We start from the raw sequence: 16,292 nt of genomic DNA, 5'->3' as shown, positions 1-16,292 counted from the left end.
GACACCTTGCGATGGCACGCCGTTTAAGCGGAATTAACGCGTTCCGTAAACCACGATGGTTTTACCGTGGGCGGAGATCAGGTTTTGATCTTCCAGCATTTTCAGGATACGGCCCACTGTTTCACGGGAGCAACCGACGATCTGACCAATTTCCTGACGGGTAATTTTAATTTGCATGCCGTCCGGGTGGGTCATGGCGTCTGGCTGTTTCGCCAGGTTCAGCAGAGTTTGTGCGATGCGGCCCGTCACGTCCAGGAAGGCGAGGTTGCCCACTTTCTCTGAGGTGACCTGCAGACGGCGCGCCATCTGGGAAGAGAGACGCATCAGAATGTCAGGGTTAACCTGAATCAGCTGACGGAACTTCTTGTAAGAAATTTCAGCCACTTCACATGCTGTCTTTGCACGAACCCAGGCGCTACGTTCCTGGCCCTCTTCAAACAGGCCCAGTTCACCGATGAAATCGCCCTGGTTCAGATAAGAAAGGATCATCTCTTTCCCTTCTTCATCTTTGATCAGCACTGCCACCGAGCCTTTAACGATGTAATACAACGTTTCCGCTTTTTCACCCTGGTGAATCAGCGTGCTCTTTGATGGGTACTTATGAATGTGGCAATGAGACAAGAACCATTCGAGAGTCGGGTCTGTTTGCGGTTTGCCAAGCACCATGCGCTGTTATCCTCTGTTATAAGCTGTCACCAGAGTCATCAGATGCATCCGGACTCTGGGGTTGCAATCGAATTCTTACCCATACCCTGGGAAGTCGGCTACCGTAACGTTTCGCAGCCAGTAAAGTTTGATGTCCTCTGCATACATGTGTAACGTCAATGTATTACTGTAGCATCCTGAGTGTTTTAGCATAGCTTTCGCCGCGTGTCTCCTGGTGTCTCGCTTCAGCATGATGCAGGTCGCCTTCCATTGCGAGAAATGTAACGCACGCGTAATCTGTCACCAAAAATGCAACGTTGGAGTTTAAGAATATGCAAGCGCGCGTGAAGTGGGTTGAAGGTTTAACGTTCCTGGGCGAGTCCGCGTCAGGACATCAGATTTTGATGGATGGTAACTCCGGCGATAAAGCGCCCAGCCCAATGGAAATGGTGCTGATGGCGGCAGGGGGATGCAGTGCCATTGACGTGGTGTCGATTCTGCAAAAAGGCCGTCATGACGTGACGGATTGTGAGGTCAAACTCACGTCAGAACGCCGCGAAGAGGCGCCACGCCTGTTCACCCACATCAATCTGCACTTTGTGGTCACCGGTAAAGAACTGAAAGACGCGGCGGTTTCACGTGCGGTGGACCTGTCTGCGGAGAAGTACTGCTCTGTGGCGTTAATGCTGGAGAAAGCGGTAAAAATCACCCATTCGTATGAAGTGATCGAGGCTTAATGTTTTGGCGGGTGGCGCTTCGCTGACCCGCCCTACAAAAGCACGACCGTAGGCCCGGTAAGCGCAGCGCCACCGGGCAAAAAACTCACGCGATCTGTTTCCCTTCCATCAGTCGCTCCACCAGCGGCGTCATGATGAGCTCCATCGCCAGCCCCATTTTTCCGCCCGGTACGACTAATGTATTCATGTGAGAAATAAACGAGCCCTGCAGCATCGCCAGCAGCCAGGGGTAGTCAATGCCTTCGAGATTGCGGAAATGGATCACCACAAAGCTCTCATCCAGGGATGGGATACTTTTGGCCGCGAACGGGTTGGAGGTGTCTACCGTCGGCACGCGCTGGAAGTTGATATGGGTGCGGGAAAACTGCGGCGTCAGGAAGTTGATGTAGTCTTCCATGGAGCGCACCACCGAATCCATCACTGCTTCGCGCGAGTGGCCGCGCTCGCTCATGTCACGCGTCAGCTTCTGGATCCACTCCAGGTTAACGATTGGCACCACGCCAACCAGCAGATCCACGTGGCGCGCCACGTCGTGCTGCGGCGTGACCACGCCGCCGTGTAATCCTTCGTAGAACAGCACGTCGGTAGGTTCCGGCAGGGGCTGCCAGGGGGTAAAGGTGCCAGGCACCTGATTCCAGGGAACGGCTTCATCATAGGTATGCAGATACTTGCGGGACTGCCCTTTACCGCTCTGGCCGTACTCAATAAAGGTTTGTTCCAGCAGGCCGAAGTCATTGGCTTCCGGACCGAAGTAGCTGATGTGTTTACCCAGATCGCGCGCCTTACGGATGGCCATGTCCATCTCCGGGCGCGTGTAGCGGTGAAAGCTGTCGCCTTCGACCTCCGCCGCACGGAGATTCAGCTGGGCGAAAATCTTGCGAAATGCGAGGCTGGTGGTGGTGGTTCCCGCACCACTCGACCCCGTAACGGCAATAACCGGATGTCTGGCAGACATAGCAACTCCCTGACTGAAAAGGGTGGAAGATCAGCCGTGAAACGCGTTGCGGGGCATGATATTGACCGTCTCATGCAGTTCTGACCACACCAGCACCACGTCGCCGCTTTTCAGCTGGCGCTTTACATCGTTGACCTTTTGCTCAAGCGAGCGTTCCTGTTCACCATAATCGGTGCCTTCGCGTAATACAAAGCTTTCAATCAGATTATCGAGCGTTTCGGGAGCCAGATCCTGCCAGGGAATAATCATGTTGCACCGTCCAGATAAGGGGCTAGCCAGTCAGGAATACGCGCCTCAAGCCACATTTTCGGGCGACGCAGCGTGCCGCCGATAAACCCGACGTGGCCGCCGTGCTCGGTCAACTGATAGTGAACGTTGTCGGGCAGGAATTCCTGAGCGGGAATCGAGTGATGATCCATAAATGGGTCATCTTTGGCATGAATGATCAGCGTCGGCTGCGTGATCTTGCTGAGCAGCGGCATGGCGCTGCACTGACGATAATAGTCAATCGCATCGGCGAAGCCGTGGATTTTCGCGGTGATCAGGTCGTCGAATTCGCGAATGCGGCGCACTTTTTTCAGCTGGCGCAGGCTGACCGGGAGGGTGTCCGGGTAGGCCTTTAGCTTACGCGCCGCGTTGGCCTTCAGCAGGTTGAGCAGGTAGCGCTGATAGACGCGGGAAAAGCCTTTATCCATGTGGTAGCTGCACTGCTCCAGCATGAACGGGGCGGAGACGATGACGGCGGCATCCAGCGGGACGCTTTCCCCTTCTTTAGCTAACAGGCAGGCCAGCATATTTCCGCCTAACGAGTAGCCTACGGCCGCGGTGGGCACGGTGCCAAAGTTGTCCCGCAGCCAGTGTAAAAACCACGTGCCGTCTTCGGTTTCACCCGAGTGATAGATACGCTTCTGCCGGTTCGGCTCGCCGCTGCAGCCGCGAAAATGCATCACCACGCCGAGCCAGCCGCGCGCTTTGGCCGCCTCAATGAGCCCGTGTGCATACGGGCTGTGCAGGCTGCCTTCCAGACCGTGAAAAACCACCAGCCGCGGCTTATGTCGAGCCTGATCCGGCGCTTCGCTCCAGGCGAGATCCAGAAAGTCACCGTCTGGCAGATCTAGCCGCTGCCAGTGAGGGGTGAACTGTACCTTGCGGCGGATCAGTCGCGGCAGCATGGTCTGCAAATGGCGATTGGCGACGCCGCGCATAGGCACGAACTCAGTGCTGTCTTCGGCGGCAATGTCGAAGCCTGATGGAATGATTTGGGTCATAGGCGCGATGCTGATTCTTGTCGGAAATTTACGATACTTTCCGAATTGTACCCCGTTTAGCCTGGATTTCCGAACCAGGCAAAACGGAGCAATGAATTCAGTCAGCCTGCAGCATTGTTTCCAGCTGTTCCTGCGCGTCCAGCCACGCCATCTCACACTCTTCAAGGCTCGATTTGGTCTTCGCCTGCGTTTGCAGGCAGTCCGTCAGTTCCGCTTTACGGCTCTGGTCATACAGACTGCTGTCGCCCAGCTTCTCTTCAACGGTAGCAAGCGTGGCGTTGAGCTTTTCCATCTCTTTTTCGAGACGGGCAATCTCTTTACGCAGCGGCTGCGTCTGGGTGCGCAGCTCCGCTTCACGGCGCTTCTGGTCTTTACGCGCCTGCGCGCTGTTGGCGTTGTCTTTCGCCGACTCTTCCGGCTGGTTCTCCTGCTTCTGCACGTCCGTCAGCCACTGCTGGTAGTCTTCCAGATCGCCGTCGAACGGTTCGACTTTGCCGTCGTGCACTAAGTAGAGATCGTCCGTGGTGGAGCGGATCAGGTGACGATCGTGCGAAACGACAACCAGCGCCCCTTCGAATTCAATCAGCGCTTCGGTCAGCGCCTGACGCATGTCGAGATCCAGGTGGTTGGTCGGTTCATCGAGCAGCAGCAGGTTCGGGCGCTGCCAGACGATCAGCGCCAGCACCAGACGGGCCTTTTCGCCGCCGGAGAAGCGCTCGGTGTTTTCGGTGACCTTATCGCCCTGGAAGCCGAAGCCGCCGAGGTAGTCGCGCAGCTTCTGCTCCATCTCCTGCGGCGCCAGACGCGCAAGGTGCTGAATCGGGGATTCATCCGCGCGTAAAAATTCCAGCTGATGCTGGGCGAAGTAACCCAGCTTGATGCCCTTCGCCAGGCCGATTTCACCCTTGACCGGATTAAGCTCGCCCGCCAGCAGTTTGATCAGCGTGGATTTACCGGCACCGTTGCGCCCGAGCAGACCAATACGTGAACCCGGCACCAGGTTGAGCTTGATGGAGTCGAGAATAATGCGGTCGGCATAACCCGCGCTGACCTTTTCCATTTTCAGCAGGGGATTTGGCAGGCTTTCCGGGGCCCGGAAGCTGAAGTGGAACGGGTTGTCGACGTGCGCCGGGGCGATCATCTCCATGCGCTCCAGCATCTTGATGCGGCTCTGGGCCTGCTTCGCCTTTGACGCCTTGGCCTTGAAGCGATCCACAAAGCTTTGCAGGTGCGCCACGCGCTGCTGCTGGCTTTCATACATCGACTGCTGCTGGGCAAGGCGCGTCGCGCGCTGGCGCTCGAAGGAGCTGTAGTTGCCGGTATACTCGAACATCGTTTGCTGTTCGATGTGAATGATTTTATCCACCACCGGGTCGAGGAAGTCACGGTCGTGGGAGATCAGAATCAGAGTGCCCTGATAGCTCTTGAGCCACTTCTCCAGCCAAATAACCGCATCGAGATCGAGGTGGTTAGTCGGTTCATCGAGCAGCAGCAGGTCAGAGCGGCAGATCAGCGCCTGCGCCAGGTTGAGGCGCATACGCCAGCCGCCGGAGAAGTCGCTGACCGGGCGTTCCAGCTGCTCATTGCTGAAGCCCAGGCCGTGCAGCAGGCTGGAGGCGCGGGAGCGAATGGTCCACGCGTCGATGGCGTCCAGCTTGCCGTGAACGGTGGCGATGGCGTGGCCGTCGTTGCGCTCGTTTGCGGCATTGAGTTCCGCTTCGAGCTTACGGTACTCACGATCGCCGTCGATAACATAGTCGAGTGCCGGTTCGCTCAGGGCTGGCGTCTCCTGGTTCACCCAGGCGAGCTGCCAGTTCCCCGGAAAGGTGAAGTTACCGCCATCCGCGCTAATCTCGTTTTTCAGCAGCGCCAGCAGCGTGGATTTACCACAGCCGTTTTTGCCGACCAGGCCCACTTTCTGGCCCGGGTTGATGGTAGCAGTGGCGTTATCCAGCAGGACGCGCACGCCGCGACGAATTTGTAACGAGGAGAAAACAATCATAGAAGCGCCGTATGTTCCGACTATGTTAATTTGTCATTATGATAATGTAAGGTGTGGGCCGTTTTCCGCACCGGGCCGTCATGGTAGCCCAAAACAGCGACGATACACAAAAACAGAAACAAGACCGGGAGGGGAATGATGTCTCAGACAGCAAAAGTGCTGCTGCTGTATGCCCATCCGGAATCTCAGGACTCGGTGGCAAACCGGGTGCTGCTTAAGCCGGCTACTCAGCTCAGCAACGTGACGGTGCACGATCTCTACGCGCACTATCCTGATTTCTTTATTGATATTCCTTACGAGCAGGAACTGCTGCGTCAGCATGACGTGATTGTGTTCCAGCATCCGCTTTATACCTACAGCTGTCCGGCGCTGCTCAAAGAGTGGCTGGACCGCGTGCTTAGCCGGGGCTTCTCCAGCGGGGTGGGGGGCAACCAGCTGGCGGGAAAGTACTGGCGTAGTGTGATTACGACCGGTGAACCCGAAAGCGCCTACCGCCACGACGGGCTGAACCGTTATCCGTTGAGCGACATCCTGCGGCCTTTCGAGCTGACGGCGGCGATGTGCCGCATGCACTGGATGAGTCCGATTATTGTCTACTGGGCGCGGCGTCAGGATCCGAAAGAGCTGGCAAGCCACGCCAGAGCCTACGGTGAATGGCTGGCGTCACCGATTCCGGCAGGAGGGCGTTAATGGAAGGATCGAATTTGCTCCTCGCCGGGGTGCTGTTTTTATTTGCGGCCGTCGTCGCGGTGCCGCTTGCTGCGCGTATTGGTATCGGTGCGGTACTGGGGTATCTGCTGGCGGGGATCGCGATTGGCCCCTGGGGACTGGGATTCATCAGCGATGTAGATGAGATCCTCCATTTCTCCGAGCTGGGCGTGGTGTTCCTGATGTTCATCATCGGCCTGGAGCTGAATCCTTCGAAATTGTGGCAGCTCCGACGCTCCATATTTGGCGTGGGCGCCGCGCAGGTGTTGTTCAGTGCCGCTATCCTGGGCGGCCTGCTAATGCTGACGAATTTCTCCTGGCAGGCGGCGGTGATTGGCGGGATAGGCCTCGCGATGTCCTCCACGGCGATGGCGCTGCAGCTGATGCGCGACAAAGGGATGAACCGTAACGAAGCCGGTCAACTGGGCTTTTCGGTGCTGCTGTTCCAGGATTTGGCGGTGATCCCGGCGCTGGCGCTGGTGCCGCTGCTGGCGGGCTCCGGGGACGATCATTTCGACTGGGCTAAAATCGCCATGAAGGTGCTGGCCTTCGCGGGGATGCTGATTGGCGGACGTTTCCTGTTACGTCCCGTATTCCGCTTTATTGCCGCGTCCGGCGTGCGCGAGGTGTTTACCGCCGCGACGCTGCTGCTGGTGCTGGGGTCTGCATTGTTTATGGACGCGCTGGGGCTGTCGATGGCGCTCGGGACCTTTATCGCCGGGGTGCTGCTGGCGGAGAGCGAGTATCGGCACGAGCTGGAAATTGCCATCGATCCCTTCAAAGGACTGCTGCTAGGTCTGTTCTTTATTTCGGTGGGGATGGCGCTCAACCTTGGCGTGCTCTATACCCATCTGCTGTGGGTTGTGGTGAGCGTCGCTATCCTGGTGGCGGTGAAAACGCTGGTGCTGTACGTCATGGCGCGCATATACGGCCTGCGCAGTTCGGAGCGCATGCAGTTTGCGAGCGTGTTGAGCCAGGGAGGAGAGTTCGCGTTTGTGCTGTTCTCTACCGCCTCGTCCCAGAAGCTGTTTAAAGACGATCAGATGGCGCTTTTGCTGGTAACGGTCACGCTGTCCATGATGACCACGCCGCTGCTGATGAAGATGGTGGATAGACTGCTGTCGCGCCGCCTGAACCCGGCAGACGACGAAGACGAAGCGCCGTGGGTGGAAGACGATAAGCCCCAGGTGATCGTGGTGGGCTTTGGCCGCTTTGGACAGGTAATCGGCCGTTTGCTAATGGCGAACAAAATGCGCATTACGGTGCTGGAGCGGGATATCAGCGCGGTCAACCTGATGCGCAAATATGGCTACAAGGTTTACTACGGCGACGCGACCCAGCTTGAGTTACTGCGCTCGGCGGGGGCAGAAGCGGCAGAATCCATCGTCATTACCTGTAACGACCCGGAAGACACGATGAAGCTGGTGGATCTTTGCCAGCAGCATTTCCCGCATCTGCATATTCTGGCGCGTGCGCGGGGACGTGTTGAAGCTCACGAATTATTGCAGGCGGGTGTGAAACACTTCTCCCGTGAGACGTTCTCCAGTGCGCTGGAGCTGGGGCGCAAGGCGCTGATCTCGCTTGGCATGCATCCGCATCAGGCGCAGCGCGCCCAGATGCATTTCCGCCGGCTGGATATGCGGATGCTGCGCGAGCTGATGCCGGTACATACCGATACGGCGCAGATCTCCCGCGTGCGGGAAGCGCGTCGCGAGCTGGAGGAGATCTTCCAGCGCGAGATGCAGCAGGAACGACGCCAGCTCGATGGCTGGGATGAATTTGAATAAAGGGTAACGAAAGATGGCTGTACGTAAACGCTTTATCGCGGGTGCAAAATGCCCGACCTGCCAGGCGCAAGATACCCTGGCGATGTGGCGGGAAAATAATATTGATGTTGTTGAGTGTGTTAAGTGCGGTCACCAGATGCGTGAGGCCGACAAAGAGGCGCGCGAGCACGTTCGCAAAGAAGAGCAAGTTATCGGGATTTTTCATCCGGACTAGCGATATGCCCTGAGTTTTTTTAAGCTAAAGGGTACACAGGTGCAGATTTCCGCTACAATCTGCGCCAGCAATTTTCCCACGCTCAGGAGATATCATGAAAGTAGCAAAAGACCTGGTGGTCAGCCTGGCCTATCAGGTACGTACAGAAGACGGTGTGTTGGTTGATGAGTCTCCGGTGAGTGCGCCGCTTGACTACCTGCATGGTCACGGTTCCCTGATTTCCGGCCTGGAAAACGCGCTGGAAGGTCATGAAGTTGGCGACAAATTTGACGTTGCTGTAGGCGCGAACGACGCTTACGGTCAGTATGACGACAACCTGGTTCAGCGCGTTCCTAAAGACGTGTTCATGGGCGTTGACGAACTGCAGGTTGGCATGCGCTTCCTGGCGGAAACCGACCAGGGCCCGGTTCCAGTTGAAATCACCGAAGTGGAAGATGACCACGTCGTGGTTGACGGCAACCACATGCTGGCTGGCCAGAACCTGAAGTTCAACGTAGAAGTTGTTGCGATCCGCGAGGCGACCGAAGAAGAGCTGGCTCATGGCCACGTTCACGGTGCGCACGGTCACGACCATGACCACGATCACGGCCACGACGGCTGCTGCGGTGGTCACGGCCACGACCATGGTCATGACCACGGCCACGGTAAAGGTGGTTGCGGTAACGGCGGCTGCGGCTGCCACTAATTCCGTCATGCGGAAAATAAAAAAGCGGGAGAATCCCGCTTTTTTTACGTCTCAATAATGAGGCGGTGGCGTCTCTTCCGACTGAGAGGCAATGTTCGACGGCTGCGTAGCCTTCAGCTTTTCCGTCAGCAGGCGCATATGATCCCGCAGTTTCGCCATTTCGAGCTCATGTGCGGTCACGGTCTGGTTTAGCTCTTCGATGGTGATGTCCTGAAAAGCCAGGCGGCTTTCCAGCTCAGCCATTCTCGCTTCTATCGTTGTATCCTTCATCATTCACCTCGTTTATTTCAGATTCGCCATAATGGCCCAGCGGCGGCGCAGTTTAACTGAGTTTATCCTTAAGTACAGTTCGCATCCCTCTGGCAAGAAACTTATTTAAACAAAAATAGTCTGAAAAGTGGCGAGAATTGGACGTGTCTGTCTGTAGATTTCTTCTGCAACGTTTTATAGTACGTCACTCATTTACGTTTAACGCTGGGGTGAGAGTCCCCAGGCCCTGGAGATATGGATGAAATCACTGTTTAAAGTAACGCTGCTGGCGACGACGATGGCTGTTGCGCTGAACGCGCCGCTGTCATTCGCTGCTGATACTGCTGCGAAGCCTGCTGCCACTGCAGACAGCAAAGCGGCGTTCAAAAATGACGACCAGAAATCCGCCTACGCACTGGGCGCATCTCTGGGCCGTTACATGGAAAACTCTCTCAAAGAACAAGAGAAACTGGGCATCAAACTGGATAAAGCTCAGCTGATCGCGGGCGTTCAGGACGCTTTTGCCGATAAGAGCAAGCTGTCTGACCAGGAAATTGAACAGACTCTGCAGGCGTTCGAAGCGCGTGTGAAGGGCGCCGCGCAGACCAAGATGGACGCGGACGCTAAAGACAACGAAGCGAAAGGCAAAGCCTACCGCGATGCCTTTGCTAAAGAGAAGGGTGTGAAAACCTCTTCGACTGGCCTGGTGTACAAAGTTGAGAAAGAAGGCACCGGCGATGCGCCTAAAGACAGCGACACGGTTGTCGTGAACTACAAAGGTACGCTGATCGACGGTAAAGAGTTCGATAACTCTTACACCCGTGGTGAGCCGCTCTCCTTCCGTCTGGATGGTGTGATCCCTGGCTGGACTGAAGGCCTGAAAAACATCAAGAAAGGCGGCAAGATCAAGATGGTCATCCCACCGGATCTGGCCTATGGCAAAACCGGCGTTCCGGGGATCCCTGCCAACTCTACGCTGGTCTTTGACGTAGAGCTGCTGGACATCAAACCGGCACCGAAAGCGGATGCCAAGGCAGACGCACCGGCTGACGATAAAGCCGCTGCTGCTAAGAAGTAATGCTGAAAAAAAACCGCCGCCTTTAAGGCGGCGGTTTTTTATTGTGGGGCAGATATAATTAACACTGGAAAGCGTTAGGCACGCTGTATTAATTTAGTTGTCCGTGTAGATAATGAGCCTGCCCTGAAAACCTAACGACAGGCTCCTGAAAAGGAGTGTTTTTTTCATGTCCAGGTCGCTTTTAACCAACGAAACCAGTGAACTTGATTTGCTGGATCAACGTCCTTTTGACCAGACCGACTTCGATATTCTGAAATCCTATGAAGCGGTAGTGGACGGGTTAGCGATGCTCATTGGCTCCCACTGCGAAATCGTATTGCACTCCCTGCAAGATCTGAAGTGTTCCGCCATCCGCATTGCGAATGGTGAGCATACTGGCCGTAAAATTGGCTCGCCAATTACCGACCTTGCATTGCGTATGTTGCATGACATGACCGGCGCGGACAGCAGCGTCTCCAAATGCTATTTCACCCGCGCCAAAAGCGGCGTGCTGATGAAATCAGAAACCATCGCGATTCGAAACCGCGAGCATCGTGTGATTGGGCTGCTGTGCATCAACATGAACCTTGATGTGCCTTTCTCGCAGATCATGAGCACCTTTATTCCACCCGAAACGCCGGATGTTGGCTCTTCTGTTAACTTTGCCTCTTCCGTCGAAGATCTCGTCACGCAGACGCTTGAGTTCACCATTGAAGAGGTGAATGCCGACCGCAACGTCTCGAACAACGCCAAGAATCGCCAGATCGTGCTCAATCTCTATGAAAAAGGGATTTTTGATATTAAAGACGCCATCAACCAGGTGGCCGATCGTCTCAACATCTCCAAGCACACGGTCTACCTCTATATTCGCCAGTTCAAAAGCGGTGATTTCCTGGGACAAGACAAGTAATGCGTTATGCGTTAATGGTGACAGGCCCGGCGTACGGGACTCAGCAGGCCAGCAGCGCGCTGCAGTTTGCGCATGCGCTGCTGGCAGCCGGACATGAGCTGGCGAGCGTCTTCTTCTATCGGGAAGGGGTGTATAACGCGAACCAGTTTACGTCGCCGGCGAGCGATGAGTTTGATGTGGTGCGCGGCTGGCAGGCATTAAACGTAAAGCAGGGCGTAGAACTGCACATCTGCGTGGCGGCGGCACTGCGCCGCGGCGTGACCGATGCAACCGAAGCCGCCCGTCTTGGTTTATCGGGTTCTAACCTGCAGCCAGGTTTTTCGTTAAGCGGTTTGGGCGCGCTGGCACAGGCGGCGCTCACCTGCGACAGAGTGGTGCAATTCTGATGAAGCGCGTGGCATTTGTTTTTGCGTCTGCGCCGCACGGGAGCGCTTCTGGCCGCGAAGGGCTGGATGCGTTACTTGCGACGTCCGCGCTGACCGAAGATATCGGCGTCTTCTTTTTAGGGGACGGTGTGTTTCAGCTTCTGGCGGGTCAGCAGCCACAGGCCATTCTGGCGCGGGATTACATCGCTACGTTTAAAGTGCTGCCGCTGTATGACATTGAAACCCTTTATGTCTGCGCCGACTCGCTGGCCGCTCGCGGTTTGGATGAGAAGACGCCTTTCGTGCTGGATGTGACCGTCGTGTCTTCTGCGGCATTGCGCGAACACCTTTCCCACTACGACACCGTTCTGACTTTCTGAGGCTGCCATGCTCCATACTCTGAGCCATTCACCATGGCAATGTGATATCGACGCGTTACTGAGTATGCTGCGCGACGGCGATGACCTGCTGCTGATTCAGGACGGCGTGCTTGCCGCACTTGAAGGCAGCCGTTTCGTTGAAATGCTCACGAATGCCCCCATAACAGTTTCTGCGCTGAAAGACGATCTGGATGCGCGGGGTCTTTCTGGTCAAATTTCAGCCAAAATTGACGTGGTTGGCTATACTGATTTCGTCAATCTTACTGTGACGCACGCCAGTCAAATGAACTGGTGATTTGAGATCGCTGTATATTTCTTGACACCTTTTCGACGTAGCCCTAAAATTTCGCGTCCTCATATTGTATGAGGTCGTTTTATTACGTGTTTACGAAGCAAAAGCTAAAACCAGGAGCTATTTAATGGCAACAGTTAACCAGCTGGTACGCAAACCACGTGCACGCAAAGTTGCGAAAAGCAACGTGCCTGCGCTGGAAGCCTGCCCGCAGAAACGTGGTGTATGTACTCGTGTATATACCACCACTCCTAAAAAACCAAACTCCGCACTGCGTAAAGTATGCCGTGTGCGTTTGACTAACGGTTTCGAAGTGACTTCCTACATCGGTGGTGAAGGTCACAACCTGCAGGAGCACTCCGTGATCCTGATCCGTGGCGGTCGTGTTAAAGACCTTCCGGGTGTTCGTTACCACACCGTTCGTGGTGCGCTGGACTGCTCAGGTGTTAAAGACCGTAAGCAGGCTCGCTCCAAGTACGGCGTGAAGCGTCCTAAGGCTTAATGGTTCTCCGTTAAGTAAGGCCAAACTGATTTATCTTAATGTCATACTAAACTCTTTGAGTTTTGGACAATCCTGAATTAACAACGGAGTATCCCCATGCCACGTCGTCGCGTCATTGGTCAGCGTAAAATTCTTCCAGATCCGAAATTCGGATCAGAACTGCTGGCAAAATTTGTAAATATCCTGATGGTAGATGGTAAAAAATCTACTGCAGAAGCAATCGTATACAGCGCGCTGGAGACCCTGGCTCAGCGTTCTGGTAAAAATGAACTGGAAGCTTTCGAAGTCGCTCTCGACAACGTTCGCCCAACTGTAGAAGTTAAGTCCCGCCGCGTTGGTGGTTCTACTTATCAGGTTCCAGTTGAAGTTCGTCCGGTTCGTCGTAATGCCCTGGCAATGCGTTGGATCGTTGAAGCTGCTCGTAAACGCGGTGATAAATCCATGGCTCTGCGTCTGGCGAACGAACTTTCTGATGCTGCAGACAACAAAGGTACTGCAGTTAAGAAACGTGAAGACGTTCACCGTATGGCAGAAGCCAACAAGGCGTTCGCACACTACCGTTGGTAATCCCTTCGGAGTCTTAGTCACCAGGCGGGCGCTTCAGAGAAGCCGCCCGCTCTGGGTAACTTAACTGAACGCCTAAAGATATAAACGAGGAATCAAATGGCTCGTACAACACCCATCGCACGCTACCGCAACATCGGTATCAGTGCGCACATCGACGCCGGTAAAACCACTACTACCGAACGTATTCTGTTCTACACCGGTGTAAACCACAAAATCGGTGAAGTTCATGACGGCGCAGCCACCATGGACTGGATGGAACAGGAGCAGGAGCGTGGTATCACTATCACCTCCGCAGCGACTACTGCATTCTGGTCAGGTATGGCTAAGCAGTACGAACCGCATCGCGTAAACATCATCGACACCCCAGGGCACGTTGACTTCACCATCGAAGTAGAACGTTCCATGCGTGTTCTTGACGGCGCGGTAATGGTTTATTGCGCAGTTGGTGGTGTTCAGCCACAGTCTGAAACCGTATGGCGTCAGGCGAACAAATATAAAGTTCCACGCATCGCGTTCGTTAACAAAATGGACCGTATGGGTGCTAACTTCCTGAAAGTTGTTGGTCAGATCAAAACCCGTCTGGGCGCGAACCCTGTTCCGCTGCAGCTGGCAATTGGTGCTGAAGAAGGCTTCACCGGCGTTATCGACCTGGTGAAAATGAAAGCCATCAACTGGAACGATGCAGACCAAGGCGTTACCTTCGAATACGAAGATATCCCAGCTGCAATGCAGGACCTGGCTGACGAATGGCACCAGAACCTGATCGAATCCGCTGCTGAAGCTTCTGAAGAGCTGATGGAGAAATACCTGGGTGGTGAAGAACTGACTGAAGAAGAGATCAAAAAAGCTCTGCGTCAGCGCGTTCTGAACAACGAAATCATCCTGGTAACCTGTGGTTCTGCGTTCAAGAACAAAGGTGTTCAGGCGATGCTGGATGCGGTAGTTGACTACCTGCCATCCCCGGTTGACGTTCCTGCAATCAACGGCATCCTGGACGACGGTAAAGATACCCCGGCTGAGCGTCACGCAAGCGACGAAGAGCCATTCTCTGCACTGGCGTTCAAAATTGCTACCGACCCATTCGTGGGTAACCTGACCTTCTTCCGCGTTTACTCTGGTGTGGTTAACTCCGGTGACACCATCCTGAACTCCGTGAAAGCGGCGCGTGAGCGTTTTGGCCGTATCGTACAGATGCACGCTAACAAACGTGAAGAGATCAAAGAAGTTCGTGCGGGCGACATCGCTGCAGCTATCGGTCTGAAAGACGTGACCACTGGTGACACCCTGTGTGACCCGGATCACCCGATCATTCTGGAGCGTATGGAATTCCCAGAGCCGGTAATCTCCATCGCAGTTGAACCAAAAACCAAAGCTGACCAGGAAAAAATGGGTCTGGCTCTGGGCCGTCTGGCGAAAGAAGACCCATCATTCCGCGTATGGACTGATGAAGAATCTAACCAGACCATCATCGCTGGTATGGGTGAACTGCACCTGGACATCATCGTTGACCGTATGAAGCGTGAATTCAACGTTGAAGCGAACGTGGGTAAACCTCAGGTTGCTTACCGCGAAGCGATTCGCGCGAAAGTTACCGACATTGAAGGTAAACACGCTAAGCAGTCTGGTGGTCGCGGTCAGTACGGTCACGTTGTGATCGACATGTACCCACTGGAGCCGGGCTCTAACCCGAAAGGTTACGAGTTCATCAACGACATCAAAGGTGGTGTAATTCCTGGCGAATACATCCCAGCCGTTGATAAAGGCATCCAGGAACAGCTGAAAGCGGGCCCTCTGGCTGGCTATCCGGTTGTTGACATGGGTGTTCGTCTGCACTTCGGTTCTTACCACGACGTTGACTCCTCTGAACTGGCGTTTAAACTGGCTGCGTCTATTGCCTTTAAAGAAGGCTTTAAGAAAGCAAAACCAGTTCTGCTTGAGCCAATCATGAAGGTTGAAGTAGAAACTCCTGAAGAGAACACCGGTGACGTTATCGGTGACTTGAGCCGTCGTCGCGGTATGCTGCGTGGTCAGGAATCCGAAGTAACTGGCGTTAAGATCCACGCTGAAGTTCCGCTGTCTGAAATGTTCGGATATGCAACTCAGCTGCGTTCTCTGACCAAAGGTCGTGCATCATACACCATGGAATTCCTGAAGTATGATGATGCGCCTAACAACGTTGCTCAGGCCGTTATTGAAGCCCGTGGTAAGTAATCCACAGGATTAAAACCTAAGTCCCGTGCTCTCTCCAGAGGGGAGAGCACTATAGTAAGGAATATAGCCGTGTCTAAAGAAAAATTTGAACGTACAAAACCGCACGTCAACGTTGGTACTATCGGCCACGTTGACCATGGTAAAACTACCCTGACTGCTGCAATCACTACCGTTCTGGCTAAAACCTACGGTGGTTCTGCTCGTGCATTCGACCAGATCGATAACGCACCAGAAGAAAAAGCTCGTGGTATCACCATCAACACTTCCCACGTTGAATACGACACCCCGACTCGCCACTACGCACACGTAGACTGCCCAGGCCACGCCGACTATGTTAAAAACATGATCACCGGTGCTGCGCAGATGGACGGCGCGATCCTGGTTGTTGCTGCGACTGACGGCCCAATGCCTCAGACTCGTGAGCACATCCTGCTGGGTCGTCAGGTAGGCGTTCCTTTCATCATCGTGTTCCTGAACAAATGCGACATGGTTGATGACGAAGAGCTGCTGGAACTGGTAGAGATGGAAGTTCGTGAACTGCTGTCTCAGTACGATTTCCCAGGCGACGATACTCCAATCGTTCGTGGTTCTGCTCTGAAAGCGCTGGAAGGCGAAGCTGAGTGGGAAGCGAAAATCATCGAACTGGCTGGCTTCCTGGATTCTTACATCCCAGAACCAGAGCGTGCGATTGACAAGCCATTCCTGCTGCCAATCGAAGACGTATTCTCCATCTCCGGTCGTGGTACCGTTGTTACCGG

Annotated in this window: 20 protein-coding genes; 14 read left to right on the top strand and 6 right to left on the bottom strand. The window is 54.7% G+C overall.

The window, feature by feature from the left end; all coding sequences use genetic code 11:
• Positions 1 to 33 precede the first annotated feature (33 nt).
• Entirely contained in the window at positions 34 to 666 is a 633-nt protein-coding gene (crp, locus tag ACOTXI_RS16510) for a cAMP-activated global transcriptional regulator CRP (protein ID WP_000242758.1), read from the bottom strand.
• 311 nt (positions 667 to 977) lie between these two features.
• On the opposite strand from crp, the gene ACOTXI_RS16505 reads away from it, so the two are divergent.
• Positions 978 to 1,382 carry an OsmC family protein gene (locus ACOTXI_RS16505; RefSeq protein ID WP_008503018.1) on the top strand — a complete coding sequence of 135 codons (405 nt, stop codon included), beginning with the start codon at positions 978 to 980 and terminating at the stop codon, positions 1,380 to 1,382.
• 85 nt (positions 1,383 to 1,467) lie between these two features.
• Here ACOTXI_RS16505 and ACOTXI_RS16500 read toward each other — a convergent pair whose 3' ends face one another.
• From ACOTXI_RS16500 to ACOTXI_RS16485, 4 genes are all read right to left on the bottom strand, one after another.
• Entirely contained in the window at positions 1,468 to 2,337 is an 870-nt protein-coding gene (locus ACOTXI_RS16500) for a phosphoribulokinase (RefSeq protein ID WP_008503017.1), read from the bottom strand.
• Positions 2,338 to 2,367: 30 nt separating this feature from the next.
• Positions 2,368 to 2,586, bottom strand: coding sequence for a YheU family protein (locus tag ACOTXI_RS16495; protein ID WP_008503016.1), 219 nt, complete (start codon positions 2,584 to 2,586; stop codon positions 2,368 to 2,370).
• Positions 2,583 to 3,605, bottom strand: a complete 1,023-nt coding sequence (locus ACOTXI_RS16490; protein ID WP_058654943.1) for a hydrolase — start codon at positions 3,603 to 3,605, stop codon at positions 2,583 to 2,585. The genes ACOTXI_RS16495 and ACOTXI_RS16490 overlap by 4 nt, the downstream gene beginning before the upstream one ends.
• Before the next feature lie 97 nt (positions 3,606 to 3,702).
• Positions 3,703 to 5,607, bottom strand: a complete 1,905-nt coding sequence (locus tag ACOTXI_RS16485; protein WP_058654939.1) for an ABC transporter ATP-binding protein — start codon at positions 5,605 to 5,607, stop codon at positions 3,703 to 3,705.
• Positions 5,608 to 5,742: 135 nt separating this feature from the next.
• On the opposite strand from ACOTXI_RS16485, the gene kefG reads away from it, so the two are divergent.
• From kefG to slyD, 4 genes are all read left to right on the top strand, one after another.
• Positions 5,743 to 6,297, top strand: a complete 555-nt coding sequence (gene kefG, locus ACOTXI_RS16480) for a glutathione-regulated potassium-efflux system ancillary protein KefG (protein WP_102000895.1) — start codon at positions 5,743 to 5,745, stop codon at positions 6,295 to 6,297.
• On the top strand, positions 6,297 to 8,102 hold the full coding sequence (gene kefB, locus ACOTXI_RS16475; protein WP_058654935.1) for a glutathione-regulated potassium-efflux system protein KefB: 1,806 nt from the start codon (positions 6,297 to 6,299) through the stop codon (positions 8,100 to 8,102). The genes kefG and kefB overlap by 1 nt, the downstream gene beginning before the upstream one ends.
• 13 nt (positions 8,103 to 8,115) lie before the next feature.
• Entirely contained in the window at positions 8,116 to 8,316 is a 201-nt protein-coding gene (locus ACOTXI_RS16470) for a YheV family putative zinc ribbon protein (RefSeq protein ID WP_008503011.1), read from the top strand.
• Between the two features lie 94 nt (positions 8,317 to 8,410).
• Positions 8,411 to 9,001: a peptidylprolyl isomerase gene (gene slyD / locus ACOTXI_RS16465; RefSeq protein WP_008503010.1), complete on the top strand. Its 591-nt coding sequence runs from the start codon at positions 8,411 to 8,413 to the stop codon at positions 8,999 to 9,001.
• 51 nt (positions 9,002 to 9,052) lie between these two features.
• Here slyD and ACOTXI_RS16460 read toward each other — a convergent pair whose 3' ends face one another.
• Complete coding sequence (locus ACOTXI_RS16460; RefSeq protein WP_008503009.1) at positions 9,053 to 9,271, bottom strand: protein SlyX; 219 nt, start codon at positions 9,269 to 9,271, stop codon at positions 9,053 to 9,055.
• A gap of 238 nt (positions 9,272 to 9,509) precedes the next feature.
• On the opposite strand from ACOTXI_RS16460, the gene fkpA reads away from it, so the two are divergent.
• The 9 genes from fkpA to ACOTXI_RS16415 form a co-directional block, all read left to right on the top strand.
• On the top strand, positions 9,510 to 10,328 hold the full coding sequence (gene fkpA / locus ACOTXI_RS16455) for an FKBP-type peptidyl-prolyl cis-trans isomerase (RefSeq protein WP_008503008.1): 819 nt from the start codon (positions 9,510 to 9,512) through the stop codon (positions 10,326 to 10,328).
• Positions 10,329 to 10,494: 166 nt separating this feature from the next.
• Entirely contained in the window at positions 10,495 to 11,217 is a 723-nt protein-coding gene (locus ACOTXI_RS16450) for a helix-turn-helix transcriptional regulator (RefSeq protein ID WP_003861697.1), read from the top strand.
• Complete coding sequence (tusD, locus tag ACOTXI_RS16445) at positions 11,217 to 11,603, top strand: sulfurtransferase complex subunit TusD (RefSeq protein WP_058654933.1); 387 nt, start codon at positions 11,217 to 11,219, stop codon at positions 11,601 to 11,603. Before ACOTXI_RS16450 ends, tusD begins: the two co-directional genes overlap by 1 nt.
• Positions 11,603 to 11,962 carry a sulfurtransferase complex subunit TusC gene (gene tusC, locus ACOTXI_RS16440; RefSeq protein WP_008503006.1) on the top strand — a complete coding sequence of 120 codons (360 nt, stop codon included), beginning with the start codon at positions 11,603 to 11,605 and terminating at the stop codon, positions 11,960 to 11,962. The genes tusD and tusC overlap by 1 nt, the downstream gene beginning before the upstream one ends.
• Before the next feature lie 7 nt (positions 11,963 to 11,969).
• A complete protein-coding gene (gene tusB, locus ACOTXI_RS16435; RefSeq protein WP_008503005.1) occupies positions 11,970 to 12,257 on the top strand; it encodes a sulfurtransferase complex subunit TusB in 288 nt (95 codons plus the stop codon).
• A gap of 124 nt (positions 12,258 to 12,381) precedes the next feature.
• A complete protein-coding gene (gene rpsL / locus ACOTXI_RS16430) occupies positions 12,382 to 12,756 on the top strand; it encodes a 30S ribosomal protein S12 (RefSeq protein ID WP_000246815.1) in 375 nt (124 codons plus the stop codon).
• A gap of 96 nt (positions 12,757 to 12,852) precedes the next feature.
• Positions 12,853 to 13,323: a 30S ribosomal protein S7 gene (gene rpsG, locus ACOTXI_RS16425; RefSeq protein ID WP_004106370.1), complete on the top strand. Its 471-nt coding sequence runs from the start codon at positions 12,853 to 12,855 to the stop codon at positions 13,321 to 13,323.
• A gap of 96 nt (positions 13,324 to 13,419) precedes the next feature.
• Positions 13,420 to 15,534, top strand: a complete 2,115-nt coding sequence (fusA, locus tag ACOTXI_RS16420) for an elongation factor G (RefSeq protein ID WP_008503004.1) — start codon at positions 13,420 to 13,422, stop codon at positions 15,532 to 15,534.
• Between the two features lie 69 nt (positions 15,535 to 15,603).
• Positions 15,604 to 16,292, top strand: a 689-nt coding sequence (locus ACOTXI_RS16415) for a GTP-binding protein (RefSeq protein ID WP_421766140.1), incomplete at its 3' end; no start/stop codon positions are given.

The organism is Enterobacter cloacae complex sp. BZL2005, assembly GCF_049238885.1.
Taxonomy (GTDB): domain Bacteria; phylum Pseudomonadota; class Gammaproteobacteria; order Enterobacterales; family Enterobacteriaceae; genus Enterobacter; species Enterobacter roggenkampii.
The sequence above is the reverse complement of the archived record's forward strand: the minus strand, read 5'-3'. Positions and strand labels throughout refer to the sequence as shown.

Bases quoted from the DNA above. Each gene is read 5' to 3' on its own strand.
- rpsL (WP_000246815.1), top strand. From the start codon at position 12,382: ATGGCAACAGTTAACCAGCTGGTACGCAAACCACGTGCACGCAAAGTT.
- ACOTXI_RS16490 (WP_058654943.1), bottom strand. From the start codon at position 3,605: ATGACCCAAATCATTCCATCAGGCTTCGACATTGCCGCCGAAGACAGC.
- ACOTXI_RS16495 (WP_008503016.1), bottom strand. From the start codon at position 2,586: ATGATTATTCCCTGGCAGGATCTGGCTCCCGAAACGCTCGATAATCTG.
- ACOTXI_RS16505 (WP_008503018.1), top strand. From the start codon at position 978: ATGCAAGCGCGCGTGAAGTGGGTTGAAGGTTTAACGTTCCTGGGCGAG.
- ACOTXI_RS16470 (WP_008503011.1), top strand. From the start codon at position 8,116: ATGGCTGTACGTAAACGCTTTATCGCGGGTGCAAAATGCCCGACCTGC.
- rpsG (WP_004106370.1), top strand. From the start codon at position 12,853: ATGCCACGTCGTCGCGTCATTGGTCAGCGTAAAATTCTTCCAGATCCG.
- ACOTXI_RS16460 (WP_008503009.1), bottom strand. From the start codon at position 9,271: ATGAAGGATACAACGATAGAAGCGAGAATGGCTGAGCTGGAAAGCCGC.
- ACOTXI_RS16485 (WP_058654939.1), bottom strand. From the start codon at position 5,607: ATGATTGTTTTCTCCTCGTTACAAATTCGTCGCGGCGTGCGCGTCCTG.
- fusA (WP_008503004.1), top strand. From the start codon at position 13,420: ATGGCTCGTACAACACCCATCGCACGCTACCGCAACATCGGTATCAGT.
- tusB (WP_008503005.1), top strand. From the start codon at position 11,970: ATGCTCCATACTCTGAGCCATTCACCATGGCAATGTGATATCGACGCG.
- kefG (WP_102000895.1), top strand. From the start codon at position 5,743: ATGATGTCTCAGACAGCAAAAGTGCTGCTGCTGTATGCCCATCCGGAA.
- tusD (WP_058654933.1), top strand. From the start codon at position 11,217: ATGCGTTATGCGTTAATGGTGACAGGCCCGGCGTACGGGACTCAGCAG.
- fkpA (WP_008503008.1), top strand. From the start codon at position 9,510: ATGAAATCACTGTTTAAAGTAACGCTGCTGGCGACGACGATGGCTGTT.
- kefB (WP_058654935.1), top strand. From the start codon at position 6,297: ATGGAAGGATCGAATTTGCTCCTCGCCGGGGTGCTGTTTTTATTTGCG.
- ACOTXI_RS16500 (WP_008503017.1), bottom strand. From the start codon at position 2,337: ATGTCTGCCAGACATCCGGTTATTGCCGTTACGGGGTCGAGTGGTGCG.
- slyD (WP_008503010.1), top strand. From the start codon at position 8,411: ATGAAAGTAGCAAAAGACCTGGTGGTCAGCCTGGCCTATCAGGTACGT.
- ACOTXI_RS16450 (WP_003861697.1), top strand. From the start codon at position 10,495: ATGTCCAGGTCGCTTTTAACCAACGAAACCAGTGAACTTGATTTGCTG.
- crp (WP_000242758.1), bottom strand. From the start codon at position 666: ATGGTGCTTGGCAAACCGCAAACAGACCCGACTCTCGAATGGTTCTTG.
- tusC (WP_008503006.1), top strand. From the start codon at position 11,603: ATGAAGCGCGTGGCATTTGTTTTTGCGTCTGCGCCGCACGGGAGCGCT.